The organism is Amycolatopsis heterodermiae, assembly GCF_034929455.1.
Lineage (GTDB): Bacteria > Actinomycetota > Actinomycetes > Mycobacteriales > Pseudonocardiaceae > Amycolatopsis > Amycolatopsis heterodermiae.
In genome coordinates this window covers 1,881,639-1,905,873 of sequence record NZ_JAYFSI010000001.1, presented here as the reverse complement: position 1 = coordinate 1,905,873, position 24,235 = coordinate 1,881,639, and the positions used below count along the sequence as shown (strand labels likewise).

At 71.2% G+C, this 24,235-nt stretch carries 24 protein-coding genes; 16 read left to right on the top strand and 8 right to left on the bottom strand.

Annotated elements, in window-relative coordinates; translation table 11 throughout:
• Positions 1 to 160 precede the first annotated feature (160 nt).
• Together VA596_RS09390 and VA596_RS09385 are read left to right on the top strand one after the other, a co-directional pair.
• The gene (locus tag VA596_RS09390; RefSeq protein WP_247059524.1) at positions 161 to 862 is read left to right on the top strand and encodes an ABC transporter ATP-binding protein; all 702 of its coding nucleotides are present in this window, start codon (positions 161 to 163) and stop codon (positions 860 to 862) included.
• Positions 859 to 3,108, top strand: coding sequence for an FtsX-like permease family protein (locus VA596_RS09385; protein WP_323325088.1), 2,250 nt, complete (start codon positions 859 to 861; stop codon positions 3,106 to 3,108). The genes VA596_RS09390 and VA596_RS09385 overlap by 4 nt, the downstream gene beginning before the upstream one ends.
• Before the next feature lie 92 nt (positions 3,109 to 3,200).
• Here the strand turns inward: VA596_RS09385 and trmB are convergent, their stop codons facing one another.
• The 6 genes from trmB to VA596_RS09355 all read right to left on the bottom strand — a co-directional run bounded on the left by trmB (position 3,201) and on the right by VA596_RS09355 (position 8,128).
• Positions 3,201 to 3,842, bottom strand: a complete 642-nt coding sequence (gene trmB, locus VA596_RS09380) for a tRNA (guanosine(46)-N7)-methyltransferase TrmB (protein ID WP_458364008.1) — start codon at positions 3,840 to 3,842, stop codon at positions 3,201 to 3,203.
• Positions 3,843 to 3,914: 72 nt separating this feature from the next.
• Complete coding sequence (locus VA596_RS09375) at positions 3,915 to 4,466, bottom strand: hypothetical protein (RefSeq protein ID WP_323325752.1); 552 nt, start codon at positions 4,464 to 4,466, stop codon at positions 3,915 to 3,917.
• 176 nt (positions 4,467 to 4,642) lie between these two features.
• Positions 4,643 to 5,401, bottom strand: coding sequence for a hypothetical protein (locus VA596_RS09370; RefSeq protein WP_323325084.1), 759 nt, complete (start codon positions 5,399 to 5,401; stop codon positions 4,643 to 4,645).
• On the bottom strand, positions 5,398 to 6,309 hold the full coding sequence (locus tag VA596_RS09365) for an ABC transporter ATP-binding protein (protein ID WP_323325082.1): 912 nt from the start codon (positions 6,307 to 6,309) through the stop codon (positions 5,398 to 5,400). Before VA596_RS09365 ends, VA596_RS09370 begins: the two co-directional genes overlap by 4 nt.
• Before the next feature lie 99 nt (positions 6,310 to 6,408).
• Entirely contained in the window at positions 6,409 to 7,161 is a 753-nt protein-coding gene (locus tag VA596_RS09360; protein WP_323325080.1) for an ABC transporter permease, read from the bottom strand.
• A 28-nt stretch (positions 7,162 to 7,189) separates the two neighbouring features.
• Positions 7,190 to 8,128 (bottom strand): ABC transporter ATP-binding protein, encoded by a 939-nt coding sequence (locus tag VA596_RS09355; RefSeq protein ID WP_323325078.1) that lies wholly within the window; start codon positions 8,126 to 8,128, stop codon positions 7,190 to 7,192.
• Between the two features lie 208 nt (positions 8,129 to 8,336).
• Here VA596_RS09355 and VA596_RS09350 point away from each other — a divergent pair, with 208 nt between their 5' ends.
• Both VA596_RS09350 and VA596_RS09345 read left to right on the top strand, forming a co-directional pair.
• Positions 8,337 to 8,924 carry a TetR/AcrR family transcriptional regulator gene (locus VA596_RS09350; RefSeq protein WP_323325076.1) on the top strand — a complete coding sequence of 196 codons (588 nt, stop codon included), beginning with the start codon at positions 8,337 to 8,339 and terminating at the stop codon, positions 8,922 to 8,924.
• Positions 8,921 to 9,832 (top strand): SDR family NAD(P)-dependent oxidoreductase, encoded by a 912-nt coding sequence (locus tag VA596_RS09345; RefSeq protein ID WP_323325074.1) that lies wholly within the window; start codon positions 8,921 to 8,923, stop codon positions 9,830 to 9,832. The genes VA596_RS09350 and VA596_RS09345 overlap by 4 nt, the downstream gene beginning before the upstream one ends.
• Here the strand turns inward: VA596_RS09345 and VA596_RS09340 are convergent.
• Together VA596_RS09340 and VA596_RS09335 are read right to left on the bottom strand one after the other, a co-directional pair.
• On the bottom strand, positions 9,829 to 10,485 hold the full coding sequence (locus VA596_RS09340) for a response regulator transcription factor (RefSeq protein WP_323325072.1): 657 nt from the start codon (positions 10,483 to 10,485) through the stop codon (positions 9,829 to 9,831). The genes VA596_RS09345 and VA596_RS09340 overlap by 4 nt on opposite strands.
• The gene (locus VA596_RS09335; RefSeq protein WP_458364007.1) at positions 10,482 to 11,651 is read right to left on the bottom strand and encodes a sensor histidine kinase; all 1,170 of its coding nucleotides are present in this window, start codon (positions 11,649 to 11,651) and stop codon (positions 10,482 to 10,484) included. Before VA596_RS09335 ends, VA596_RS09340 begins: the two co-directional genes overlap by 4 nt.
• Before the next feature lie 194 nt (positions 11,652 to 11,845).
• Here VA596_RS09335 and VA596_RS09330 point away from each other — a divergent pair, with 194 nt between their 5' ends.
• From VA596_RS09330 to VA596_RS09275, 12 genes are all read left to right on the top strand, one after another.
• The gene (locus tag VA596_RS09330) at positions 11,846 to 13,360 is read left to right on the top strand and encodes a dynamin family protein (RefSeq protein ID WP_323325747.1); all 1,515 of its coding nucleotides are present in this window, start codon (positions 11,846 to 11,848) and stop codon (positions 13,358 to 13,360) included.
• 61 nt (positions 13,361 to 13,421) lie between these two features.
• Positions 13,422 to 14,069: a hypothetical protein gene (locus VA596_RS09325; RefSeq protein ID WP_323325070.1), complete on the top strand. Its 648-nt coding sequence runs from the start codon at positions 13,422 to 13,424 to the stop codon at positions 14,067 to 14,069.
• 43 nt (positions 14,070 to 14,112) lie between these two features.
• A complete protein-coding gene (locus VA596_RS09320; protein WP_323325068.1) occupies positions 14,113 to 14,592 on the top strand; it encodes a YqeB family protein in 480 nt (159 codons plus the stop codon).
• The gene (locus VA596_RS09315; RefSeq protein WP_323325066.1) at positions 14,589 to 15,203 is read left to right on the top strand and encodes a TetR/AcrR family transcriptional regulator; all 615 of its coding nucleotides are present in this window, start codon (positions 14,589 to 14,591) and stop codon (positions 15,201 to 15,203) included. The genes VA596_RS09320 and VA596_RS09315 overlap by 4 nt, the downstream gene beginning before the upstream one ends.
• A 47-nt stretch (positions 15,204 to 15,250) precedes the next feature.
• On the top strand, positions 15,251 to 15,724 hold the full coding sequence (locus VA596_RS09310) for a nucleotide exchange factor GrpE (protein ID WP_410171853.1): 474 nt from the start codon (positions 15,251 to 15,253) through the stop codon (positions 15,722 to 15,724).
• The gene (locus VA596_RS09305) at positions 15,721 to 17,559 is read left to right on the top strand and encodes a dynamin family protein (RefSeq protein ID WP_323325064.1); all 1,839 of its coding nucleotides are present in this window, start codon (positions 15,721 to 15,723) and stop codon (positions 17,557 to 17,559) included. Before VA596_RS09310 ends, VA596_RS09305 begins: the two co-directional genes overlap by 4 nt.
• 103 nt (positions 17,560 to 17,662) lie before the next feature.
• Positions 17,663 to 18,376: a hypothetical protein gene (locus VA596_RS09300; protein ID WP_323325062.1), complete on the top strand. Its 714-nt coding sequence runs from the start codon at positions 17,663 to 17,665 to the stop codon at positions 18,374 to 18,376.
• Positions 18,377 to 18,726: 350 nt separating this feature from the next.
• Positions 18,727 to 20,550 carry a phosphoenolpyruvate carboxykinase (GTP) gene (locus tag VA596_RS09295; protein ID WP_323325060.1) on the top strand — a complete coding sequence of 608 codons (1,824 nt, stop codon included), beginning with the start codon at positions 18,727 to 18,729 and terminating at the stop codon, positions 20,548 to 20,550.
• Between the two features lie 58 nt (positions 20,551 to 20,608).
• Positions 20,609 to 21,451: a TIGR03621 family F420-dependent LLM class oxidoreductase gene (locus tag VA596_RS09290; RefSeq protein WP_323325058.1), complete on the top strand. Its 843-nt coding sequence runs from the start codon at positions 20,609 to 20,611 to the stop codon at positions 21,449 to 21,451.
• A 13-nt stretch (positions 21,452 to 21,464) separates the two neighbouring features.
• Positions 21,465 to 22,340: a TIGR03621 family F420-dependent LLM class oxidoreductase gene (locus tag VA596_RS09285; RefSeq protein ID WP_323325056.1), complete on the top strand. Its 876-nt coding sequence runs from the start codon at positions 21,465 to 21,467 to the stop codon at positions 22,338 to 22,340.
• On the top strand, positions 22,337 to 22,942 hold the full coding sequence (locus VA596_RS09280; RefSeq protein WP_323325054.1) for an ABC transporter ATP-binding protein: 606 nt from the start codon (positions 22,337 to 22,339) through the stop codon (positions 22,940 to 22,942). Before VA596_RS09285 ends, VA596_RS09280 begins: the two co-directional genes overlap by 4 nt.
• On the top strand, positions 22,936 to 24,216 hold the full coding sequence (locus VA596_RS09275) for a DUF6297 family protein (RefSeq protein ID WP_323325052.1): 1,281 nt from the start codon (positions 22,936 to 22,938) through the stop codon (positions 24,214 to 24,216). The genes VA596_RS09280 and VA596_RS09275 overlap by 7 nt, the downstream gene beginning before the upstream one ends.
• Positions 24,217 to 24,235 lie beyond the last annotated feature (19 nt).

The window sequence follows — 24,235 nt, the reverse complement described above, 5'->3', positions numbered from 1 at the left end:
GGATCCGCGGGCGTCCGCACCTTGGCCGAGTGGCTCGCGCTCCCTCGGCCGATCGGCCGATGCGGGTGGCCCCGTGACTGGCCGTCTGCCCGAAGTGGACACCCCCTGCCCTCGGCGAAGCTCATCGGCATCAAGATCCCGACCGACAGGGGAGAACCTCGTGGACCCGAACACTCCACAGTGGACCGATGGGCCGGTGCTGTCCGGCCGTGGGCTCGTGAAGCGCTACGGCGCGCAGTACGCCCTGGCCGGCATCGACATCGACATCCAGCCGCGTGACGCCGTCGCCATCGTCGGGCCGTCCGGCTCGGGCAAGACGTCGCTGCTGCACGTGCTGGCCGGCATCCTCCGCGCCGACGACGGGCAGATCTTCCTGGCTGGGCAGCGGATCGACCACCTCGGCGAGAAGAAGCGCAGCGAGCTGCGCCGCACCGAGTTCGGTTTCGTCTTCCAGTCCGGGATGCTCGTCGCCGAGCTGTCGGCGGAGGAGAACGTCGCGCTGCCGTCGCTGCTGGCCGGCCTCGGCCGCAAGGAAGCCATCGACGCCGGGCGCCAGTGGCTTTCGCGCCTCGGCCTGGCCGGCAAGGAGCGCCGCCGTCCCGGTGAGCTCTCCGGCGGCGAGGCCCAGCGCGTCGCGATCGCCCGGGCGCTGACCCACCGGCCGAAGGTGATCTTCGCCGACGAGCCGACCGGCGCGCTCGACACCCGCACCGGCCGCGACACGATGGACGCCCTGCTCGGCGCCGCCCACGAGACGGGCGCCGCGGTGATCGTCGTGACGCACGACCGCGAACTGGCCGAGTCGATGCCGAAGACCGTCGCCATCCGCGACGGCCTGATCGCCACGAGGCTCGCGGCATGAACTCGCTCCAGATCGCCCTGCGGGTGCTGAAGGTCGACCGGCGGACCCGGACGTCGGCGATCCTCACCGCGGTCGGGGTGGCCGTCGCGACCGGGCTGGTGCTGCTGCTGGCGACGCTGCCGTTCGCCACGCAGAACCGCGAGCAGCGCGCCATCTGGCAGGGGGAACACTTCTACAGCCGCGGCGCCGACACCCCGGCCAAGCTGGTGTTCGCCGAGTCGAAGGACTACTTCGACGGCAAGCAGATCATGCGGGTCGACGTCGCGCTGGCGCCCGGCGCCACCGCCGCCGACGTCCGGCTGCCGGCGGGGGTGCCGCAGCTGCCCGGACCCGGCGAGACCGTCGTTTCGCCCGCGCTCGGCCGCCTGCTGCAGGGCAATCCCGCCGCGCAGCTCGGCGACCGGTTCGGCAAGCCCGTCGGCGCGCTCGGCGACGACGCCCTGCGCTTCCCGGAGCAGCTCGTCGCGCTGAGCGGGCACACCCCGGACGCGATGCCGGAGTCGTCGTCGGCGATCGCGGGCTTCCCGAGCGGGCGAGCCAGCGCGGACGCTCTGCTGGTGCTGCTGTCCTGGGTCGGGATCGTCGTGCTGCTGGTGCCGAGCCTGGTGCTGGTCGCGTCGTCGGCGCGGCTGACGGCGGCCCGGCGCGAGCGGCGGCTGGCCGCGCTCCGGCTGGCCGGCGCGACACCGGGGCAGGTCACGAACATGGTGGCCGCCGAGACGACGCTGTCCGCGGGCATCGGCGCCCTGCTCGGCCTGCTGCTCAGCCCGGCACTGCACGGCCTCGCGTCGTTCGTGCCCTGGGCCGGCGGCACCTGGCAGGCGGCCGACTTCACGCTGCCGGTCGGCCTGACGGTGTTCATCGTCGTGGCGATCCCGGTGCTCGTGGTCCTGGCCGGTGTCCTCGGCCTGCGGCGGGTGCTGAAGAACCCGCTGTTCGCCACCGGCGGTCACACGAAGAAGCCGTTGCGCTGGTGGCGCCTGCTCGCGCTCCCCGCGGCCGGCCTGTTCTTCCTCTACGCGGTGTCGACCTCGGGCGACTCCGGCGGCATCGGCATGGTCATGGTGGGGCTGTTCCTGCTGGTCGGCTCGGCCGCGATCGTCGGGCCGTGGGTGACGTCGGCGGTGGGCGGCACGTTCGTCCGGATCTGGCGGCGGCCGTCGTCGCTGCTCGCCGGGCGCCGTCTGCGTGACGACCCGAAGAGCGCCTACCGCGCGTCCGCCGGGATCGTGCTCGCGGTGTTCGCCGGGTCGATGGCCCTGACGCTGCTGCCGACGTTCGAGTCGATGGCCGGTGGCGGGCGGTCCTTCCAGGACTCCGTGCTCTACGTCGACACCGACGGGCAGCATGCGAGCAAGATCGTCGAGCAGGCCAACGCCTCGCTGCGGAAGTACGGCCAGTCCGAGAAGGCCGTCGCGGTCGGCGAGGTCTACCTGGTCCAGGGCGACGGCTCGCACCGCACCGGCCACCGCGCGCTGGTCATGAGCTGTGCGGACGCGGTCAAGCTGACCCGGTTCGGGCTCACCGCGGAGAACTGCACGGGCGGGCCGGCCGTCTTCGGCGACTCGGCGCTCGACCTGGCGCAGTACAAGATCGCCGACAACTGGGAAGGGCCGGCTGTGGCCGTCAAGTCGGGGACGCGGGCGGAAGCCGTCCGCCTGCCGGACTCCGACCTGTCCGGCACGTCGATCATCGACCCGGCCGCGCTGCCGGACGGCCTGGCGCCGAAGTACGTCACCGTGGTCGCGCCGAGCACCGACGCGAACCGCGAGATCGTCCGGACGGCGCTGGCCGGCCCGGCCGCCGGTGAGGAGATCGGCAGCCGCGACCAGTACCTGTTCAACCAGCAGACCGAGCTCGGCGACCTGCGCCGGGTCACGGTGATCGGGCTGATCGCGGCCGGGGTCCTGGCCGGCTGCAGCGCCGCCGTCGCGACCGCGGGCTCGGTGATGGACCGCCGCCGGACGTTCGGGGCGCTGATGGCCGCCGGCACGCCGGTGCGGGTGCTCGCGAGGGCGCTGCGGATGGAGGCCGCGCTGCCCGCGCTGGTCGCCACCATCGGTGCGGGAATCGTCGGGGTACTGGTCGGTGTTGGGCTCTACAGCATGGTCGACCCACGCGGAATCGTGGTGAGTCCGTGGCTCCTGGCGCCGGTGGTGCTGGGGGTCGGCGTGGCCCTGCTCGGCGCGTCGGTCTGCACGCCCGCCCTCAAGCGGGTCCAGGCCGAGCCGCTGGCCGAGGAATAGGACGTTCGCCCCTCTGTCGGGGGAGGGGCGAGCACCGGGGGTAGTGAGCTGAAGGGGACCTTTCTCCGCGGGGATCCGGGGAGAGGTCCCCTTCAGCGTTTCTGGCGCTTCTCGAAGATCAGGTCGTGCGAGACGCGGCCGTCGACGTCGGCGCGCTGCTCGAACTTGGTCACCGGCCGCCACTCCGGCCGCGGCGCCCAGCCGTCGTACCGGTTCTTCAACGCCGGCTCGGCGGAGCAGACCTCGAGCATCTGCTCGGCGTAGTTCTCCCAGTCGGTCGCCATGTGGAACGTCCCGCCGGGCGCGAGCCGCGACGCCACGAGCGCGGCGAACGACGGCGACACGATCCGCCGCTTGTGGTGCTTCTTCTTCGGCCACGGGTCCGGGAAGAACAGCCGGACGCCGTGCAGCGTCCCGGGCTCGACGTGCTCGGTGAGCAGCACGACGGCGTCACCGTGCAGCAGCCGGAGGTTCTCGACGCCCAGCTTTTCGGCGCGCAGCATCAGCTGCCCGAGACCCGGGTCGTAGACCTCGACCGCCACGTAGTTCAGCTCCGGCGCCGCGGCGGCCAGCTGCGACGTCGTCTCGCCCATGCCGGAGCCGATCTCGACCAGCACCGGCGCCTCGCGGCCGAACCACGCGCCGAAGTCCAGCTTCCCGTCGGGCAGCTCGCCGACCGTGCGGCCGAGGTCCGGCCAGAGTTCGTCCCACGCGCGCTGCTGCCCGACGGTCATCCGGCCACCGCGTTTGACGTAACTGACCACGCTGCGCAGCCGTCGACTGTCCTCGTTTTCCACTCAGCGAGGTTAACGACCGGCTTCGAACTCTCCGAGCCGGGACCGCAGCCCGGCCAGTCCGGCGACCGGGATCGGGTCCGGCGTCGCCCCGGTGTGCGCCGGGAGGACGTCGATCCAGCCGTCGTGCCGGTCGGTGTTCATCACGGTCGTGGGAATCGCGTGTCCCGATTTCCCGCGTTCGGACGGCATGAACTCCCAGTAGCCCGATTCGCCGTCCGCCGCCCACGGGACGAATTCCCAGCCCGGCCGCCGGCCGAGCAGTTGCGCGATGCGGTCCTCGACGCGGAAACCCTGTTCCCGGGAATCGAGCCTGCCGTCCGCGACCGCGCGCAGCCACCAGGGCGCGGGGATCGGCCCGGCCATCCCGGCCGACGCGCGGAACAGGGCCAGGACGCTGTCTTCGGGCGCGCGATGCACCCAAGCACGGCGAAGTTCGGCCGGCGTCGCCGCCGCCATGGCGTTCTGCGGGAGTTCGATGGCCCGCGACCATTCAAGATCCAACATGGGTTCGAGCCGTGGTGCGTCGTCTTCGACGCGGGCTCGGGGAATCGTGCTGCCCAATTCTTGACCGGTGTCCACCGCCAAGGATCACCTCCAGGGGAGCTCAGACGGGTCCGGTTCGCTCTCTTACGAATATTGCCTGGTCATAACATTATGTCCGGCGCCTGTGAGAGAAGCCACAACGTTTTCATCTTCTCTTAACACAGTTTTGTGGAGTAGTGAGACCGCGATCACGCTCAGGCGTCACGCCTCGCCGTGACGAGCACGCCGGCCACGAACAGGGCAACGCTGATCGCCGCGAAGTAACCGAGGTAGCCCCACGGGCTCAGCGGCGCGGGCGGCAGCTGCACCGGCGCGCCGGCCAGCCCGCCGGCACCGACGAACGAGTCGGCGGCGTGGAACGGCATCCACTGGTAGATGTGCTTCCCGGCGCCCGGGATGAACACAACCAGCCCCTCCAGCAGCTGCGTCCAGACGAGCACCGCGGTCAGCGCGAACGCCACGCTGCGCAGCAGCAGCGCGACGCCGACCCCGGCGACCGCGGTGAGCAGGAAGACCAGGCTCTGGCCGAGCACCGAGCGCCACTCGGCGCCCGAGTGCAGCGCGAGGTCGGCGTCCGACTGCACCAGCGTCGCCATCCCCCACGAGCCGAAGCCGACGACCAGGCCGAGCCCGGCACCCACCGCGCCGAGGACCGTCACCTTCGCCAGCAGCGCGGGCACCCGGCTCGGGACCGCCTGGAAGGTCAGCCGCATCGTGCCCCAGCCGAACTCCGACGCGGTCGCGAGCACGGCGAGCACGAGCAGCACGGTCCGGCCGTTGCCGCTCGCAAGTTGCGTGTTGCCGACGGTCGCCGGGATCTCCGGCCCGGCGAGTGCGAAGAACAACGCGGTGAAGCCGAGCGGCGCGACGAAGGCGAGCGCCAGGCACCACCACGGCGCCCGGGTGCTGAAGAGCTTGATGCGCTCGGCCCGGAGCAGGTTCGACGTCGTCATCGCGCGACCTCCGGAGCGGCACCGAACTCGACGGCCTCGCGGGTGAGGTCGAGGTAGGACTGCTCGAGCGAGCCGGCGATCGGGCTCAGCTCGTGCAGCGTCGCGCCGGCGTCGAAGGCGAGCTGCCCGATCCGGTCACTGTCCACTCCGGACACCACGAAGGCCCCGTCCTCCTCGGTGAACTCCACCTGCCCGGTGAGGGCGGTGCGCAGCTCGTCGGCGTGCGGGGTGCGCACGCGCACGCCGTGGCGGCTCGTGCGCGCCACGAACTCGTCCATCGTGCCCTGGTAGATCAGCCGGCCCCGGCCGATCACCACCAGGTCCTGCGCGGTCTGCGCCATCTCCGGCAGCAGGTGGCTCGAGACGAACACGGTCCGGCCCTCGGCGGCCAGCGAGTGCAGCAGCTGCCGGATCCAGGCCATGCCCTCGGGGTCGAGGCCGTTCACCGGCTCGTCGAACAGCAGCACGCGCGGGTCGCCGAGCAGCGCGGCGGCGATCCCCAGCCGCTGCAGCATGCCGAGCGAGTACCGCCCGGCCCGCGTCTTCCCGACGCTCGTCAGTCCGACCAGCGCCAGCACCTCGTCGACGCGCTTGTCGGGGATGCCGTTGGTCGCGGCCAGCCAGCGCAGGTGGTCGCGCCCGCCGCGGCCGGGGTGGCGCCAGGCGGCGTCCAGCATCGTGCCGACCGTCCTCAGTGGATCTTCGAGCTCCCGGTACGGGACGCCGTCGACGAGCACGGTGCCCGCGTCCGGGGTGTCGAGGCCGACGACGAGCCGCATCGTCGTGGACTTGCCGGCGCCGTTCGGCCCCAGGAAGCCGGTGACGCGCCCGGAGCGCGCGGTGAAGGTCAGCTCGTTCACCGCGGTCGTGTCGCCGTACGCCTTGGTCAGTGCCGTCGCTTCGATCATCTGCCCACCCGTCCCATCCCGGTGAGCCTAGCGAGAACGAGAAATCCGGGTCGCCCCCCGACAGCGCGACCCGGATTTCCCGTTTTCCCCTGTTTCCCCTCAGGCGTCCCGCTTCTTCGCGACCCCGAGCGCGACGAGCAGGAACACGATCGAAATCCCGGCGAAGTACGCCAGGGCCCAGCCGGGGCTCAGCGGCGAGTCCGACGGCGGCGGGCCGTTCTGCGCCGGCGCCGAGCCGACGAGGAACTTGTTGACCACGTTGAACGGCATCCACTGGTGGATGTTGTCGCCGATCTTCGGGATCAGCTGCACCAGGCTCTCGACGGCCAGCGTGTAGATCAGCAGCAGGGCGATCGCGCCCGCGCTGTGCCGGATCAGGATGCCGACGGCGACGGCGAGCACCGCGCTGAAGGCGAAGACCAGGCCGAGGCCGGCGACGTTCGCCCAGTCCTGGCCGGTGGCCAGCGCGAGGTTGTCGTTCGGCCGCATCAGCTTCGCGAGGCCCCACGAGCCGAACCCGGCGATCTCGCCGAGGACCAGCGACATCAGGCCGACGACGACGGCCTTGGCGACCAGCGCCGGCGAGCGGTGCGGCACCGCCTGGAACGTGGTGCGGATGGTGTTGAAGCGGTATTCGGTGGTCACCGCGAGCGCGGCGAGCACCATGACGACGGCGATGCCGAACTGCGAGCCACCGAACTGGGTGGCCGAGACGGTCAGCGAGTCGTTGGCGTCGGTGGCGCCGGCCAGGATGGCGGCGAAGCCGACGGACAGGCCGATGGTGATGAGCGCGCACCACCACGGCGATCGGGTGGTGAACAGCTTGATGCGTTCGACCGCGAGCAGGTTCATGACTGTGGTTTCCCCGTGTGGTGTGCGGTTACTTGGCTGACTCGAGGACGTGCTGCGCCTCGGCTTCGAGACCGGTGTGGTACTCGACGGAGTCGCCGGTGATCTGCATGAAGGCCTGCTCGAGCGAGCCGGTCTGCGGGCTCAGCTCGTGCAGCACGATCCGGTGCTCGGCGGCGATCTCACCGATCTTGTCGCTGTCCATCCCGGACACGATGAGGGCCTTCTCGTCACCGGTGACGCCGGCGCTCGCGCGCTGGAGGGCGTCACGCAGCTCGGTCAGCTGCGGCGAGCGGACCTTGACCGTGTTCTCCGCGGCGCGGGAGACGAAGTCTTCGGTCGACGACTGCGAGATCAGCTGCCCGCGGCCGATCACCACGAGGTTGCTGGCGGTCAGCGCCATCTCCGAGAGCAGGTGGCTCGACACGAAGACCGTGCGGCCCTCCTCGGCCAGCCGGTGCATGAACTTCCGGATCCAGAGGATGCCCTCCGGGTCGAGGCCGTTCACCGGCTCGTCGAACAGCAGCACCTCGGGGTCGCCCAGCAGGGCGGCGGCGATGCCGAGCCGCTGCGACATGCCGAGCGAGAACCCGCCGGCGCGCTTGTTCGCGACGTTGCTCAGGCCGACGGTGTCGAGCACCTCGTCGACGCGGGAGTTCGGGATCTTGTTGGACTTCGCCATCCACTGCAGGTGGGCGCGCGCCGAGCGGTTGGGGTGCACCCACTTCGCGTCGAGGAGGGCCCCGACGGTGCGCAGCGGCTGCTTGAGGTCGTGGTACTTCTTGCCCCCGATGGTGACCTGGCCCCCGGTGGGGTTGTCCAGGCCCAGGATCATGCGCATGGTGGTGGACTTGCCCGCCCCGTTGGGGCCGAGGAAGCCGGTGACCTGACCCGCGGCCACGGAGAACGACAGGTTGTTCACCGCCAGCGTCTTTCCGTACCGTTTGGTGAGGCCCGTTGCCTCGATCATGGCTTGCTCCTCTTGTCCCCTCGCTTACGACGCACTCATCGTCGCGGGTGGAGGCCTGTTCGCGCGTCACCCTGTAGACCGAACCGGTCCCCCCTACCTGAGTAGTACCTTCCTGGCTTTTCGGCCGATGCGCGATCGGTGAAGACCCTGACCCGACCCTGATCCGGCCCCGGGTGACAGCATTAATGAACTATGGTTCAATAATGCTGTGGCCCGGCCGAGGAGCATCACCGACGAGCGGCTGCTGGCCGCCGCGGAGACCGTCATCGGCCGCTGCGGCCCGGGGTTCACCCTGGCCCAGGTGGCCGCCGAGGCCGGCGTGGCGGTCGGCACGGCCGGCCAGCGGTTCGGCTCGAAGGCCGGGTTGCTGCAGGCGCTGAGCCGGCGCGCGACCGCCCACGCGATCGAGCAGATGCGGGCGTGCGCGGACTCCTCGGATGACCCGATCGTGGGACTGCGTTCCGCGGCAGTGACGGTCTACGCGTCGCTCGGCGACGCCGAAGAGGCGGCCAACCACCTCGGTCAGCTCGGCGTGGACATCGGTGACCCGGTGCTGCGGTCGCTGCTGGGCGAGCACTACGCGGCGGTGGAAGCGGAGCTGGCCCGGCTGGTCGCCGTGGCGGCGAGCGAGCTGCCGCACGCACCGAGTGTGCCCCGCGCGGCGCGGGCCCTGGTGGCGGTGCTCAACGGGGCGTCGCTGGACTGGTCGATCCGGCCGGAGGGGCGGCTGGCCGACCGGCTGGCCGAAGACGTCGACGCGGTGCTGACCGCGTGGCGGGGACGGGAGGGTTCATGAGCTTGCAGGGCAAGGTCGCGGTGGTCACGGGAGCGACCAGGGGATGCGGCCGCGCGATCGCGGTGGAACTGGGCCGTGCGGGGGCGAAGGTGTACGTCACGGGCCGGTCGACGCGCGAAACGGCGTCACCGATGAAGCGCCCGGAGACGATCGAAGACACGGCGGAGCTGGTCGAGGCGGCGGGCGGCCAGGCCGTCGCGGTGCGCTGCGACTTCACATCGGTGTCCGATGTGGACGCTCTGAAAGCGCGTATCGAGTCCGAAGTGGACGGAGTCGACATCCTGGTCGACGACGTCTGGGGCGGCGACATGTACTTCCACTTCGACGCCCCGTTCTGGGAGACGCCGCTGGAGGACGCGCTGACGCTGACGCACAACGCACTCGACACGCACCTCATCGCGCTGCACCGGCTGCTGCCGCTGGTGGTCGCCCGCCGCGGCCTGGTGCTGGAGGTGACCGACGGCGACAACGACGACTACGTCGGCGCGGGCCTGCCCTACTACCTGGCCAAGTGCGGTATCCGCGCCCTCGGCCGCGCGCTGGGCGTCGAGCTGAAGAAGAACGACTGCGTCGGCCTGGCCGTGACCCCGGGCTTCCTGCGCTCGGAGTCGATGCTGGACCACTTCGAGGTCACCGAGGAGAACTGGCGCGACGCGGTCGGCAAGCTCGCCCCAGTCGATTTCAAGATCTCCGAGACGCCGTACCTGCTGGCCCGCGGCGTCACGGCCCTGGCCCAAGACCCGGACGTCGCCCGCTTCGCCGGCCAAACCCTGGCGTCCTGGACCCTGATGAAGGAGTACGACTACACGGACACCGACGGCGACCGCCCGGACTTCGGCCGCTGGCTCACCGAAGTCCGCCACGCCGGCAAGGACCCGGCCACCACCCCGCCCGACGACTACCGCTAAGCGAGGCCGGGGCGGGCGAGGCCGGTTTCGTAGGCCAGCACCACCGCCTGCACCCGGTCTCGCAGGTCCAGCTTCGCGAGGATCCGGCCGACGTGCGTCTTCACCGTCGCCTCCGAGAGGAACAGGGCCTCCGCGATCTCCAGGTTCGACATGCCCTTGGCGATCAGCACGAGCACCTCGCGCTCGCGGTCGGTGAGGACGTCCAGCTCGGCCGTGTCCCGCATCGGCGAGCCGCCCGCGCCGACGAAGCGGTCCAGCAGCCGGCGCGTCACCGAGGGCGACACCACCGCGTCGCCGGAAGCGACCGCGCGCAGCGCCGAGACCAGGTGGCCGGGCTGGGTGTCCTTCAGCAGGAACCCGCTCGCGCCGCCCTGCAACGCCGCGTAGACGTACTCGTCGAGGTCGAACGTCGTCATCACGAGGACCCGCGCGGTGCCGTCGGCGACGATCTTCTTCGTCGCCTCCACCCCGTCGAGCACCGGCATCCGGACGTCCATCAGCACGACGTCGGGGCGCAGCTCCTCGGCCATCCGGATGGCCTGGGCGCCGTCGCCCGCCTCGCCGACGACGTCGATGTCCTCCTGCGCGCCCAGCACCATCCGGAACCCGACACGCATCAGTTCCTGGTCGTCGACGACCACCACACGGATCACTGCGCCAACCTAACCGGCAGGGCCGCGCGGACCTGCCACCCACCACCCGGAGCCGGGCCGACCTCGAGGGTCCCGCCGTAGACGTGCGCGCGCTCGCGCATCCCGATCAGCCCGTTGCCGCCCGGGACGGACAGCCGGCCGCCGGCCGGGGTCAGCTGGGGCAGTCGGCCCGCGCCGTCGTCCGAGACCAGGACCTCGACCAGGTCGCCGGTCCGGTGCACCCGCACGGACGCGGTCGCGCCGCGCCCGGCGTGCTTGAGCGTGTTGGTCAGCGACTCCTGCACGATCCGGTACACCCCGAGCGAAACGCCGGCGGGCAGGTCGCCGAGCTCGTCGGCCTCCAGCTCCACCGGCACGCCCGCCGCGCGCATCCGCTCGGCGAGGTCGGCGATCGCGTGCGCGTCCGGCTGCGGGACGCGCGGCTCGCCCTCGGCGCGTTCGTTGCGCAGGACGTCGAGCAGCGCGCGCAGCTCGCCGAGCGCGCCGCGGCCGGTCTCGGAAATCGTTTGCAGGGCCCGCTGGGCGAGCTCGGGGTTGCTGCGGATCGCGTACGACGCGCCGTCGGCCTGCACCACCATCACGCTGACCGCGTGTGCGACGACGTCGTGCAGCTCGCGCGCGATGCGGCCGCGTTCCTCCGCCACCGCGATCCGGGTGGCCTGGTCGCGTTCCGTTTCGAGCAGGTGCAACCTCGCCTCCACTTCCACGTCGTAGGCGCGGCGCGCCCCGACGAACTCGCCGAGCGTCCAGCAGAGTGCGATGCCGAACGCCAGGAACAGCACCGAGACCAGCAGGCCGCCCGGGGTGTCGACCAGCATTTCCACCGCCGACGCGGCGACCACCGCGACGACGTAGACCAGCCCCTGCCGCCGTCCGGCGTAGACGACGACGGAGTAGATGCTCATCGCCAGCCCGGCCACGCTGCCGATGCCGAGCAGCAGCGTCGCGTGGATGATGCTGATGACCAGCACGACGTAAGCCGACCAGAGCGGTGCCTTCCGCCGGAAGACCAGCGGCGCCACCATCGCGATGATCACCGGCACGCCGACGTACCAGGGCGGCAGCTCGGGCACCTCGGCGAAACCGTCGGCGGCGAAGAGCAACAGGTCGATCAGGCCGAGCAGGACGGCGAGCACCGAGTCGCCCGCCATGGGGTGGGCACGCATCCAGAGACTCAGCCGTCGCACCACACAACACTAGGTCCCGGTCCGGGGCCCGCGCGTCGGTCGCCGGTACCACCTTCGGTGCGACCCGAGGATGACGGACATGGCACGATTCACCGGGTCGTGTCCGTTCGACCGGGGAGGGACTGGGGGTCGTGACGTCACCCGAGCAGCACCGGCTCGCGGGACCGCTGTCGATGTCGGTGGCCAACCTGTGCCACCGCCTGCAGTCGCAGGTGTCCGCGCGGACCGCCGCCGGGTTCGCCGAGGTGCTGCGCCGGCTCGGTGCGCCGCTTCAGGTGGCCGTCGCCGGGCGGATCAAGTCGGGCAAGTCGACGCTGGTCAACGCGCTGATCGGGCGCCGGGTCGCACCGACCGACATCGGTGAGTGCACCCGGCTGGTGACCCGCTTCCAGTACGGCACGGTCGACCGCGTCGAGATCGTCTTCACCGACGGCCGCAAGCAGGTGCTCCCGTTCGCCTCGGACGGGATGATCCCGGCCGAGCTCGGCGTCGACATCACCAAGGTCTCGCACATCGAGGCCTACCTGACCAACGCCGTGTTGCAGGGCATGACGGTGATCGACACCCCCGGCCTCGGCTCGCTCGACGCCGCGTCGGTGTCCCGCACCGAGCTGCTCCTCGGCGCGGCGAAGCAGAGCAAGGACGAAGAAGGCTCGGACGAGCTCGACGACACCTCGCGCAACGCCGTCGCCGGCGCCGAAGCCGTCCTCTACGTCGTCACGCAGGGCGTCCGCGCCGACGACCAGCAGGCCCTCGCCGCCTTCACCGCCGCGACCGCGAGCCGCGAGGCCGGCCCGGTCAACGCCATCGCCGTGCTGAACAAGGCGGACACCATCGCACCCGAGTCGGTCGACGGCTCGGACGGCGACATCTGGAAGGCCGCGACGATCCTGTCGGAGAAGCAGGCCTCGACGCTCAAGCCGCGCGTCGCCGATGTGCTGCCGGTGATCGGGCTGATCGCCGAGTCCGCCGAGTCGGGCGGCTTCACCTCCGCCGACGCCGAGGCGCTGCGGCAGCTGGCCGAGCTCGACGACGACGTCCTGCAGACCATGCTGATCTCGGCAGACATCTTCACGAGCTGGGAGTGCGACGTCCCGGCCGGCACCCGGCTGCGGCTGCTGGAGAAGCTCGACCTGTTCGGCATCTCGCACGCCGTCGACGCCGTCCGCAAGGAACCGGAGATCACCGCGGGCGCGCTGCGGCGCTCCCTGCTGGACGCGTCCGGCCTGGAAGCCGTGCGGCACCGGCTGTCGATCGTGTTCGCCGCCCGTGCCGACGGGATCAAGGCGGCCGCCGCGCTCGCGTCGGTCACCGCGCTGGCCCACGCCTCCGGTGACCCGGGCGAGCGCCAGCGCGTCCACGACGCCATCGAGGTGCTGCTCGCCAAGCCCGAGGCCCACCAGCTGCGGCTGCTCGAAGCGTTGACGCTGGTCGCCTCCGGCGCCGTCGACATGCCCGAGGACCTCTCCGAAGAGGTGCTGCGGGTGGGCAGCAACGCCGACATCGGCGCCCAGCTCGGCAAACCGGGTGCGAACCGGCCGGAACTGGCCGCGCACGCCCTGGAACGTGCGGGCTGGTGGCGGTCCTTCGCGTCCTTCGGCGCGACACCCGCGCAGAGCCGCGTCGCGCACGTCGTGCACCGCGCGTACTTCCTGATCTGGCAGCAGCTGCGCGAGCAACCGGCCTGAGGCTTGTTTCGGGTTGCCGACTTTCCCGGAGCGAGCGGGTTTCCCGCGTACTGTGGGAAACGTGCAGCTGGAGAACACGACATCCTGGCGAGCGAGGTGGAGCAGCGAGGCCGAGATCGACGTCGCGCTGTTCATCCGTGACGCCCTGGCGCTGTCCGTTTCCGAAGGACAGGTCCTGCCGCCGGTGGAGCCGCAGGTTCCGGTGCACATCCCGCCGGAGGTTGACCGCACCGCCGTCCAGGCGCAGTGGGCCGACTGGTGGAACGACCTGCTCGCGTTCCTCCGCAGCCGCGAGGACCCGGATCCACGCAGCCCGCGCAACCGCTACGGCCGGCCCGCGCTCGCCCACGACTCGGCGATGCGGCAGGCGATCGAGTACTTCACGCCGGCCGCCGCCCGGCACTTCGCCAACGCGCGCGGCCCGGCGCTGCGCGGCGCGGGCGTCCCGGCGGGCGGAACGCCGTGGGCTCCCGGCTTCTACCGGCGCCAGATCGTCGCCGGTGAACGGCTCGGCCAGCTGGTGCGCGAGGCCGAGGTGCGGCAGGGGCGCCGCGCGTACCCGTTCCGGCTGACCGTCATCGAGATCTCCGTGGCCGGCTCGATCTGCCTGCGCACGGCCGACGACCAGCTGCTGGTCTCCTCCCGGCTCGCCGAAGACGGCCCGGGGCTGGAGGCCAAGCTGCGCGAGGTGATCACCGAGCTGGTCTGACCCGGCTTTCATAAACCGAGCGCGCGGTCTGATAATGGGCGGTATGGAGACGACCGTCGACGAGCCGCCGTGGCTGCGCACCGGGTCCTGGATCGGCTGCCCGCTGGTCGGCGGCGCCCTGGGGGTCGGGGTGTGGGCCATCGCCGCGTGGGTCACCGACCTGCCCGCCTTCCCGTTCCAGGGTGTGTTCAAGGTGCTCACGAAGCTGCCGCAGCCCTGGGCGACGCTCGCCGCCGTCGCCGGCGGCCTGGTGCTCGGGTTCGTGTTCGCGGTGATCTGGGCGCACGACCGGCTGGTCGTCACGGTGGCGCCGGACCGCGTCACGCTGGTCCGCGGCGAAAAGACCCGCCGCATCGAGGCCGAGCTCGACGCCGTCTACCTCGACGGCAAGGAGCTCGTCCTGCACACCGCCGACGGCCGCGAGATCGCCCGCGAGAAGACCGATCTCGGCGGCCCCGAGCTGGCCAGGGCGTTCGCCGAGCACGGGTACCCCTGGCGCGACGAGCCGCCGGTCGAGCGATGAGGACCGTCGACCCCGCCAAGTACGCGGCCAAGCGCCGCGCGATCGTCGACGCCGCGGCCGGGTGCTTCGCCGAGAAGGGCTTCGAGCGGACGACGACCGCGGACCTCTGCCGCGCCGCGGGCATCAGCTCCGGCAGCCTCTTCCACTACTTCCCGAACAAGCGCGCGGTGTTCATGGCGATCTTCACCGACGACGCCCGCGACACGGCCGAGCGGCTCGCCGCGGCCGCCGACGCCGCCGACCCGTGGACCGCGCTGCTCGACGTCGTCACGGACCTGGCCGCCGAGGTCGCCCACCCCGCCATCGCCCGGCTGGTGCTGGAGGCCGCCGCGCAGGCCGCGCGCGACGACGAGTTCGCCGAGCTGATCCGGCGCAACGAACGCGCGCTGGCCGACGGCCTGGCCGTGCTGATCGAGCGGGCCGCCGACGCCGGCCTGATCGACCCCGGCGTCCCGTCGCACGCCGCGGCCGGCTGGGTCGCCGCCCTCGCCGACGCGCTGATCACCCGGGCGGCCTTCGACCCGGACGTGGATACCGCGGCCGAGCTGGCGATCCTCCGGACGATCCTGATCCGGTTCCTTCGCCCGGTTTCGGCCCCGGATGGCGCTTGAGTGCTCCAAACTGGTGGAATCTCTGCGAGCCGGACGGGGTGGTGCGGGTGGCGTGGTTTCGGAAGGACGGCGTGGTGGATGCCGATGAGACGCCCACCGGCCAGATCCCGGCGCAGATCATCCAGGAAGCCGACGCCGGGAGGGGAACCGACGGCGGCAAACCCACGTCGGACACCGATGTGCACCCCTTGCAGCCGGTCACCACGATGCCTGTCGGCCTCGAGCGCGCACTCGCCGACCGCGAGGCGCTGATCCAGATGTGCCTGTACGCACTGGATCGCGCCCGCAGCGGCGGTGTTGTCGAACGACTCGAAGAGGGGCTGGCCGCGATCGGCGTCCAGGCTCTGCGGCCGGACGGCGAGCGGTTCGACCCGGCCCGCCACGAAGCCGGCGGCGCGGTCCCGACCGAGGACCCGGCGCTGGACGGTGTGGTCGCGGAAACCGAGGTCACCGGTTTCGCCGACCACGACCGCCTGCTGCGCGCCCCGATCGTCATGGTCTACGCGAAGAAGACACCGTGAGCGCACCCACCGCGCCGAGCCTGCCCGCGCAGGTCCAGGCGGCCCGCGACCAGCTGCTGACGGTCGTCCGCGACGCCGATCCGGACGCCGCCCGGTGGGTCGACGACATCCGGAAGGCGCGGCCGAAGAAACCCGCCGTCGTGGTCGTCGGCGAGACGAACCGCGGCAAGAGCTCCCTGGTCAACGCGCTGCTCGCGCGACCGGGACTGTCCCCTGTGGACGCCGACGTCGCCACCGCCACCTACCTCGTGTTCGACCACGCGGAGACCTGGGGCGCGCAGGCCTGCTACCCCGGCCAGCTGGCGCCGGTGCCGATCGACCTCGGCCAGCTGATCAACTGGGTGTCGGCCGCGCACGAGCTGCCGCCGGGCCAGATCCCGCCGCGCTACGTCGAGGTCACCGGGCCGGTGCCGCTGCTCGAACGCATTTCCCTGGTCGACACCCCCGGCGTCGGCGGACTCGACTCGATGCACGGCGAGCTGGCCAAGGAGGCGGCCGCGGGCGCGACGGCGCTGCTGTTCGTCGTCGACGCGTCGGCGCCGTTCACCTCGACCGAGCTGCAGTTCCTGCGTGACGTCGGCGAGCGCGTCGAGACCGTGGTGTTCGCGCTGACCAAGGTGGACATGTTCCGCGGCTGGCGTGAGGTGCTCGAGGCCGACCGGCGGCTGCTGGCCGAGCACGCGCCCCGCTTCGCCGACGCGGTGTTCCACCCGGTGTCGGCGCGGATGTTCGAGACCGCGTCCAAGGCGCCCAACGAGCAGATGGCCGCGATGCTGCGGGAGAAGTCCGGCGTCGCCGCGATCCAGACCGCGTTGCAGGAACTGCTGGTCGGCCGCTCGGCGATGCTCGGCGAGGCCAACACGCTGCGCGCGCTGTCCACCGCGCTCGGCGGGCTCAAGGCGAAGCTGCAGGCCGAGAGCCGCGCGCTGTCCGCGGGCGAAGCCGAGGCCGAGCAGCTGCGCGAACGCCGTGACCAGCTCACCGCCGAGCGCCGGACGTCCACCCGCGGCTGGCAGCTGAAGCTGCGCGGCGAGGTCCAGCGCACCCGCGTCGAGGTGCTGCACGAGAGCAGCCGCCAGATGCGGGACGCCCAGACGCACTTCCGCCAGCTCATCGACGGCGCGAAGCGGGACGCGCTGGCCGCGCTGCCGCAGCAGGTCGACATCGCGTTGCAGACGACGTCGCAGCGGATCTCGATGCTGCTGTCCCAGCGGCTCAACCACGTCACGAACGTCTCGCTGTCCGAGCTGTTCTCGCCGGAAGAGCTGGACGTCATCCGCGCGCAGTTCGCGCGGGCCGGCGGCCCGCCGGTGGTGCTGCGCCCGCCGGACAAGAAACCGCCGACGGCCGAGGACAAACTGCTCGTCTTCATGGGCATCTCGGGTGGCGTCGGGGCGGGCAAGGTGGCCGCGCTGCCGCTGGCCGGTGTCGCGATCCTCAACCCGGTCGTGCTGCCGGCGACGATCATCATCGGCCTCGGCGCCGGCTGGTGGATGGCCCGCACGCGCAAGCACGCGGCCGACAAGCAGCACATGAAGCAGTGGCTCGTCGAAGCCATCGCGGACGCCCGCTCGACGCTCGACCAGCTCGTCGCCGAACAGCTCATCGAGGCCGAGCAGCAGCTGTCGATGGCCCTCGACGAGGCACTCGGCCGCCGCATCGACGCGATCGAGGCCGAGCTCAAGGAAGTCGACAAGACGATCAAGATGGGCGCCCAGGAGCGGGCCAAGAAGATCGCCATCGTCTCGAAGCGCCTGAAAGAGGTCAGCGACGGCCGCGACCGGGCCGAAGCCTTCCTGACCCGGATCCGGGCATTGCGGGACAAGACGGCCTGAGCGCGCGTCCGGTTGTGGTGGGGAACCGAACCGGCCTACGGTGAGTCATACCCTCAGACAGCAGGTCGGAGACGGCGTTACCCGGTTCGAAGGGGGAAGTCCCATGTGGGTCGACGAGAGTGGCGGCAGCGACACCGACGCCAACGGTGCCGAGGCGATGACCGTGCACGTCGACGGCCAGGAGTACCAGGCCGAGGTCAACTACGACGTGAACGACGACGGGGTCAACGACACCGCGATCGTCGAGCACGACGACGGCACGGCCCAGGCCTTCATCGACTCGAACCACGACGGCCAGGCCGACCAGTACGCCGTCCTGGACGAGACGGGACACGTCGTCGAGCAGGCCGTCTACGACGAGGCCAGCGGTGAGTGGGTCCAGTCGGGCGGCGGCGGCCACGACGGCTCGGACACCGGCCCCGGCCACGAGGACAGCTCCGGCGGCCACATCCACGCGGACATGCCGGACGGCGAGGTCGACGCGGGTGTCGCGACCATCGACACCGACCACGACGGGCACAACGACACCGCCGTCGTCGAGACGAAGAGCGGCGGCACCATCGCCTTCACCGACAAGGACGGCGACGGCGAAGCGGACGTCGCGGTGCAGGTCGAGGCGGACGGCACGACCACGACGTTCGAGCACAGCGGCCCCGGCCAGTGGACCGAGGTCTCGAGTGGACTGATGGATTCGGGGAGTGACCAGCAGCTCGGCGACCCGGCGGCGGACGCGGAGTGGGGCGGCGCCGGCACGCAGACGCTCGAGGGTGTCGCGCACATCGATTCCGGCACCGGGCAGTGGATCTCGCCCAACTGAAACGTAACCCAGGTCACAGTTTGAAAGCCCGGCGCACCCGTGCCGGGCTTTTTTCATGTCGCAAATGAAAACGGCCAGGTCACAGGTGTGACACCGGGCACCGCAAGATTTACTGCGAATGCACCGATCCGGTGACGTCTGAATCGATTCCCTTATCGTTCTTGTGAGAGAACGTACACGTCAGCTCTCGGTTACCTGCCGGTCATGCGGCTACTCTCGGGGAATCCCAAAAAACGCACACCGGCTTCGCCAGCCGGTGTGCGAAGCCATTCGGTCGCCGGCAACGAAGCCCGCCCGGAACACCGTCGTTCCGAGCGGGCTCGTTTTGTCGTCGGAAGTCAGGAGTAGAGATGACCGCAGTCGCCATCCCCGGACTGGACACCGCGCCGACGACGCACAGTGGCGTGCTGTCCTTCGTCCGGGAGGTCGCCGAACTGACCACCCCGGACCGCGTGGTGTGGGTCGACGGGTCTGACGAAGAAGCCGCCCGGATCAACCAGGAGCTCGTCGAAGCCGGCACGTTCGTGCAGCTCAAGTCGAAGCCGAACTCCTTCTGGGCCACCTCCGACCCCAACGACGTCGCCCGCGTCGAAGACCGGACCTTCATCTGTTCGGAGCGTCCCGAGGACGCCGGTCCGACCAACAACTGGACCGACCCGGCCGAGATGAAGGCCACCATGACCGAGCTCTTCCGGGGCTCGATGCGCGGCCGCACGATGTACGTCATCCCCTTCTGCATGGGCCCGCTCGCCGACGAGAATCCCAAGCTGGGTATCGAAATCACCGATTTCGCCTACGTTGTCGCATCGATGCGCGTGATGACCCGCGCGGGTCGCGCCGCGCTCGACAAGTTCGTCGGACCGGACGGCAGCGAGCGCGAATTCGTGCCCGCGCTCCACTCCGTCGGTGCGCCGCTCGAGCCCGGCCAGAAGGACGTTTCCTGGCCGTGCAACGAAACCAAGTACATTTCGCACTTCCCCGAAGAGCGCGCGATCTGGAGCTACGGCTCGGGGTACGGCGGCAACTCGCTGCTCGGCAAGAAGTGCTACTCGCTGCGCATCGCCTCGGTGATGGCGCGCGACGAGGGCTGGCTCGCCGAGCACATGCTGATCCTCAAGCTGATCTCGCCCGAGGACAAGGTCCACTACGTCGCGGCGGCGTTCCCGAGCGCCTGCGGCAAGACCAACCTCGCGATGCTGCAGCCGACCATCCCGGGCTGGCGCGCCGAGACCCTCGGCGACGACATCGCCTGGATGCGCTTCGGTGAGGACGGCCGTCTCTACGCCGTGAACCCGGAGTTCGGCTTCTTCGGCGTCGCGCCGGGCACCGACTGGCACACCAACCCGAACGCCATGCGCACCATCGAGCAGGGCAACACGGTCTTCACGAACGTCGCCCTGACCGACGACGGCGACATCTGGTGGGAGGGCATGGAGAACCAGCCCGAGCACGCCACCTCCTGGAAGGGCCAGGAGTGGACGCCGGAGTCGAGCGAGAAGGCCGCGCACCCGAACTCGCGCTACTGCACGCCGATGTCGCAGTGCCCGATCCTCGCCGACGAGTGGGACGACCCGAAGGGCGTGCCGATCTCGGCGATCCTGTTCGGCGGCCGCCGCAAGACGACGGTGCCGCTGGTCAACGAGGCCCGCGACTGGCAGCACGGCGTGTTCATGGGCGCCACGATGTCGTCGGAGACGACGGCCGCGGCCGCCGGCGCGGTCGGCAACGTGCGCCGCGACCCGATGGCGATGCTGCCGTTCCTCGGCTACCACGCCGCCGACTACTTCAAGCACTGGCTGACGCTGGGCAAGAACGCCGACGCGAACAAGCTGCCGAAGATCTTCTACGTCAACTGGTTCCGCCGCGGCGACGACGGCCGCTTCCTGTGGCCGGGCTTCGGCGAGAACTCGCGGATCCTGAAGTGGGTCGTCGAGCGCGTCGAGGGCAAGGGCAACGCCGTCGAGACGCCGATCGGCTTCGTGCCGCGCGCCGAGGACCTCGACACCGAGGGCCTCACCGAGCCGCTCGCGGACATCCAGGCCGCCCTGGACGTCAAGCCCGAGGAGTGGCGCGCGGAGCTGCCGCTGATCGAGGAGTGGTTCGACAAGATCGGCGAGACGGTGCCGACGTCGCTGCGTGACGAGCTGGACGCGCTGGCCCAGCGCCTCGCCTGAGTTCTGCACCGAGAAGGGGACGTCCCGTGTGGACGTCCCCTTCTTGTAGGTTCGGCCCATGAGACCGTTCCGCTTCGGCGTGGCGCTGGTGGCACCCGGCTCACGGGCCGAGTGGGCGGCGAAGTGCCGCCGGGCCGAGGACCTCGGTTACGACGTCGTCGGCGTGGTCGACCACCTCGGGCGGGTCGCGCCGCTGACGGCGCTGCTGCTGGCGGCCGAAGCGACCGAGCGCATCAAGCTGAACACCTACGTGCTCAACGCGAGCTTCCACAACCCGGTGCTGCTGGCCCGTGACCTCACCGGCCTCGACGAGTTCACCGGCGGCCGCCTCGAGATCGGGATCGGCGCGGGGTACGTCCGCGCGGAGTTCGAGGCCGCCGGGATCGAGTGGGGCACCCCCGGGCAGCGGTTCGCGCGGCTGAAGGGCGTGGTCGCCGAGATCGAGCGCGCGTACGCGGGTCGTCCCCGGCCGCCGCTGCTGCTCGGCGGCCGCGGCGACCGGATGCTGACGTTCGCCGCCGAGCACGCCGACACCATCGCCTTCACCGGCACCGCGCCCGGCGCGGCGGAGGGACGGCTGGCGCTGGCCGGGCCAGCCGCCGTCGCCGAACGCGTCGACTTCGTGAAACGGGCGCTCGGCGATCGGGACACCGAGCTCAACCTGATGGTCCACCTCGTCCGGATCACCGACGACCGGCAGACGGCGCTCGAAGCGGCCCACCAGCTCGTGCCGCACCTCGGCGTCGACGAGCTGGCCGAGCTGCCCACCGTCCTCATCGGCTCGGCGGAAGCGGCGGCCGAGCAGCTGCTGCGCACCCGGGAGACCCTCGGCGTCAGCTACTTCACGGTGATCGAAGAGGACCTGACCAGGCTGGCCTCGGTGATCGAGAAGCTCCGCTGAGTACCTTGTCGGTATGACTGGGGATTTCCGCTTCGGCGTGAACATGGTCGTGCCGGACAGCCGTGCCGCGTGGGTCGGGAAGTGCCGCCAAGCCGAGGACCTCGGCTACGACGTCGTGTCCGCGGCCGACCACCTGGGGATGGCGCCGCCGTTCCCGGCGCTCGTGCTGGCCGGCGAGGTCACTTCGCGCGTCAAGCTGAACACCTTCGTGCTCAACGCGCCGTTCTACAACCCGGTGCTGCTAGCCCGCGACGTCACGGGCACCGACCAGTTCACCGAAGGACGGCTCGAGCTGGGGCTGGGCGCGGGGTACGTCAAGGAGGAGTTCGAGGCCGCCGGGATGCCGTTCCCGGCCGCCCGCGAGCGGGTCGACCACCTCGAACGCACCATTCTCGAACTCAAGCGCCTGTACGCCGACCCGGAGCACAAGCCCGCGCCGGTGCGCCCGGAAGGTCCGCCGCTGCTGCTCGCCGGCCGCGGCGACCGGATCCTGACGCTGGCCGCCGAGCACGCCGACATCATCGGCTTCACCGGCACGGCCAAGTCGCCGGACGGCGGCGCGCCGATCCCGGCGAGCGCCGAGGACATCGAGGAACGCGTCGCGTTCGTCCGGTCGAAGCTCGGTGACCGGAGCGCGGAGTTCAACCTGCTCTGCCACTTCGTGAACATCACCGAAGACCGCGCGGGCGCGCTCGAAGACCTCGCGAAGCTGACGCAGGGGGTGCTGAGCGCCGCCCAGCTCGCCGAGGTCCCGACGGCGCTGATCGGCTCCCCCGCCGAGGTCGCCGAGCAGCTCCACGCGCACCGCGAGCGGTTCGGGCTGACCTACTACACCGTCCTGGAGCACAACATGGCCCAGTTCGCGCCGGTGCTCGAAGCCCTCCGATGATCGACGCGAAGGGGATCGGCGTCCGCGCCGGCGACATCTGGCTGTTCGACGATCTTGACTTCAGCGTCGACCCCGGTGAGGTCGCCGCGATCGTCGGGCCGAACGGCGTCGGCAAGTCGACGTTGATGCGCTGCTTCTACGGCATGCAGACCCCGCACCGGGGTCGCGTGCTGGTGGACCGCAAGGTGCCCGACGAACGGGACGTCGAGTTCCGCCGGAAGGTGTCGGTGCTGTTCGACGACTCCGACTTCTTCGCCGAGCTGACCCCGCTGCAGCACCTCGACCTGCTCTCCGGCACGTTCGGCGCCGACCTCGGTGACCACAAGGAACTGCTGCGCGACGCCGGCCTCGGCGAACGCATGCACGTCACGTCCGGGCACTTCTCCGCCGGCCAGCGCCGCCGGTTGCTGCTGCTCGGCGTCACCGTGCGGCCGCACCGCGTCCTGCTGCTCGACGAGCCGGAGCGCGCGCTGGACACCGCGGGCAAGGAGTGGCTGGTCGAGCTGATCGCCCGCTCGACGGCGGCCGGCGCGGCGGTCGTGGTGGCCACCCACCACCCGCCGCTGCTGGAGGCCGCGGACAGCGTGCTCGAACTGTGGTGACACTCGCGCCGCGGCGGATGAAGGTCCCGGGCCGCAAGCGGTTCGGCGGGATCTTCAGCGGCGACACGGCGTCGTTCGTCTTCCTGTTCGGCTTCGGGTTCCTCTTCACCGCGTTCTTCCACGTCGACGGCTGGCGCCCGGCGGTCTACGGCTCGTCGCAAGTGGACTTCCCGGCGGTGCTCGGGCTGCTGACGCTCTGCTGCGCGGTCGGCTGGCGCGGCCTGCTGCGCCGCGGGTTCGCCTGGGTCGAGCCGGCCGAGCTGACCTGGCTGGACTTCGCGCCGGTCGACCGCGGCCGGGTCGTCGTGCTGCGGCTGCTCGGCGCGTGGACCGGTGTCGTGGTCGTGACCGGTTACCTGGTCGCGTTGCTGCTCGCGGTCGGCGGCGCCGGGCTCGACGAGTGGCGCGCGGGGATCGCCGTCGTCGCCGCGACCGCCGTGATCGCGTACGTGACCGCCCGGCGGACGGCGTTGTGGTTCGACGCGGCCGGCCCGCTGGTGCTGGCCGTGCTCGGGCTGGCGATCGCCGCGTTCCACCTCGGCCCCGCCACGGTGGAGTTCGTCGCGGCCGGCGTGGTCGTCCTGGCGCTGCCCCTGGCGTTCGGCGGCGAGCCGGTGACCCGCGCGGGCCGCTCGGCGCTGCTCTCCGGCTGGGAAGGCCGCGTGCTGCGCTCGGTCGCCGTGACCTTCCTCGACCCGATGATGCTGCTCCCGCCGTCGGCGCCGGTCGGGCGGATCTCCGTGCGCCGTCCGACGCCGCTGCGCCTGGCCTGGGCGGGCACGATCGGCCGGTCCAAGTACGCGGGTGCGGGCGTGCTGGTCGGCTTCGCGATCGTGGTCGCGCACATCGCGCTCCCGACGTTGCCGGGCCCGGTCCTGATCGGCCTCGGCGGGTACCTCGCGTTGATGCCGTTCAGCGCCGGCCTCGGTGAGCTGTGGCGCAATCCGGGACGCCGCCGCTGGCTGGGCTCGCCCAACCGCGACCTGGTGCTGGCGAACGGCCTGGTGCTCGCGGTCGTCGGCCTGCTGTGGGCGGCGGTGCTGCTCGGCGTCACGCTGGCGGCCGGGACGTCGTTCGCCGGACCGGCCTGGCTCGCCGTGCCGCTGTCGGTGCTCTCGATCCTGCGCACGGTCACCCGCAAGGCCGTCGACTACGGCAACCCGGCGTTCGTCGACACCCCGATGGGCCCGATGCCCGCCAACCTCGTCCGCCAGCTCTTCCGCGGCCTCGACCTGCAGGTTCTCGGGATCGTGCTGCTATCGCTGCGCATCTGACCTACCCTCGATGCGACGA

Coding starts and splice junctions, on each gene's coding strand:
- VA596_RS09385 (WP_323325088.1), top strand. CDS start 859: ATGAACTCGCTCCAGATCGCCCTGCGGGTGCTGAAGGTCGACCGGCGG.
- trmB (WP_458364008.1), bottom strand. CDS start 3,842: ATGACCGTCGGGCAGCAGCGCGCGTGGGACGAACTCTGGCCGGACCTC.
- VA596_RS09370 (WP_323325084.1), bottom strand. CDS start 5,401: ATGACGACGTCGAACCTGCTCCGGGCCGAGCGCATCAAGCTCTTCAGC.
- VA596_RS09365 (WP_323325082.1), bottom strand. CDS start 6,309: ATGATCGAAGCGACGGCACTGACCAAGGCGTACGGCGACACGACCGCG.
- VA596_RS09360 (WP_323325080.1), bottom strand. CDS start 7,161: ATGAACCTGCTCGCGGTCGAACGCATCAAGCTGTTCACCACCCGATCG.
- VA596_RS09355 (WP_323325078.1), bottom strand. CDS start 8,128: ATGATCGAGGCAACGGGCCTCACCAAACGGTACGGAAAGACGCTGGCG.
- VA596_RS09345 (WP_323325074.1), top strand. CDS start 8,921: ATGAGCTTGCAGGGCAAGGTCGCGGTGGTCACGGGAGCGACCAGGGGA.
- VA596_RS09335 (WP_458364007.1), bottom strand. CDS start 11,651: ATGCGTGCCCACCCCATGGCGGGCGACTCGGTGCTCGCCGTCCTGCTC.
- VA596_RS09330 (WP_323325747.1), top strand. CDS start 11,846: ATGTCGGTGGCCAACCTGTGCCACCGCCTGCAGTCGCAGGTGTCCGCG.
- VA596_RS09320 (WP_323325068.1), top strand. CDS start 14,113: ATGGAGACGACCGTCGACGAGCCGCCGTGGCTGCGCACCGGGTCCTGG.
- VA596_RS09315 (WP_323325066.1), top strand. CDS start 14,589: ATGAGGACCGTCGACCCCGCCAAGTACGCGGCCAAGCGCCGCGCGATC.
- VA596_RS09300 (WP_323325062.1), top strand. CDS start 17,663: ATGTGGGTCGACGAGAGTGGCGGCAGCGACACCGACGCCAACGGTGCC.
- VA596_RS09295 (WP_323325060.1), top strand. CDS start 18,727: ATGACCGCAGTCGCCATCCCCGGACTGGACACCGCGCCGACGACGCAC.
- VA596_RS09290 (WP_323325058.1), top strand. CDS start 20,609: ATGAGACCGTTCCGCTTCGGCGTGGCGCTGGTGGCACCCGGCTCACGG.
- VA596_RS09285 (WP_323325056.1), top strand. CDS start 21,465: ATGACTGGGGATTTCCGCTTCGGCGTGAACATGGTCGTGCCGGACAGC.
- VA596_RS09280 (WP_323325054.1), top strand. CDS start 22,337: ATGATCGACGCGAAGGGGATCGGCGTCCGCGCCGGCGACATCTGGCTG.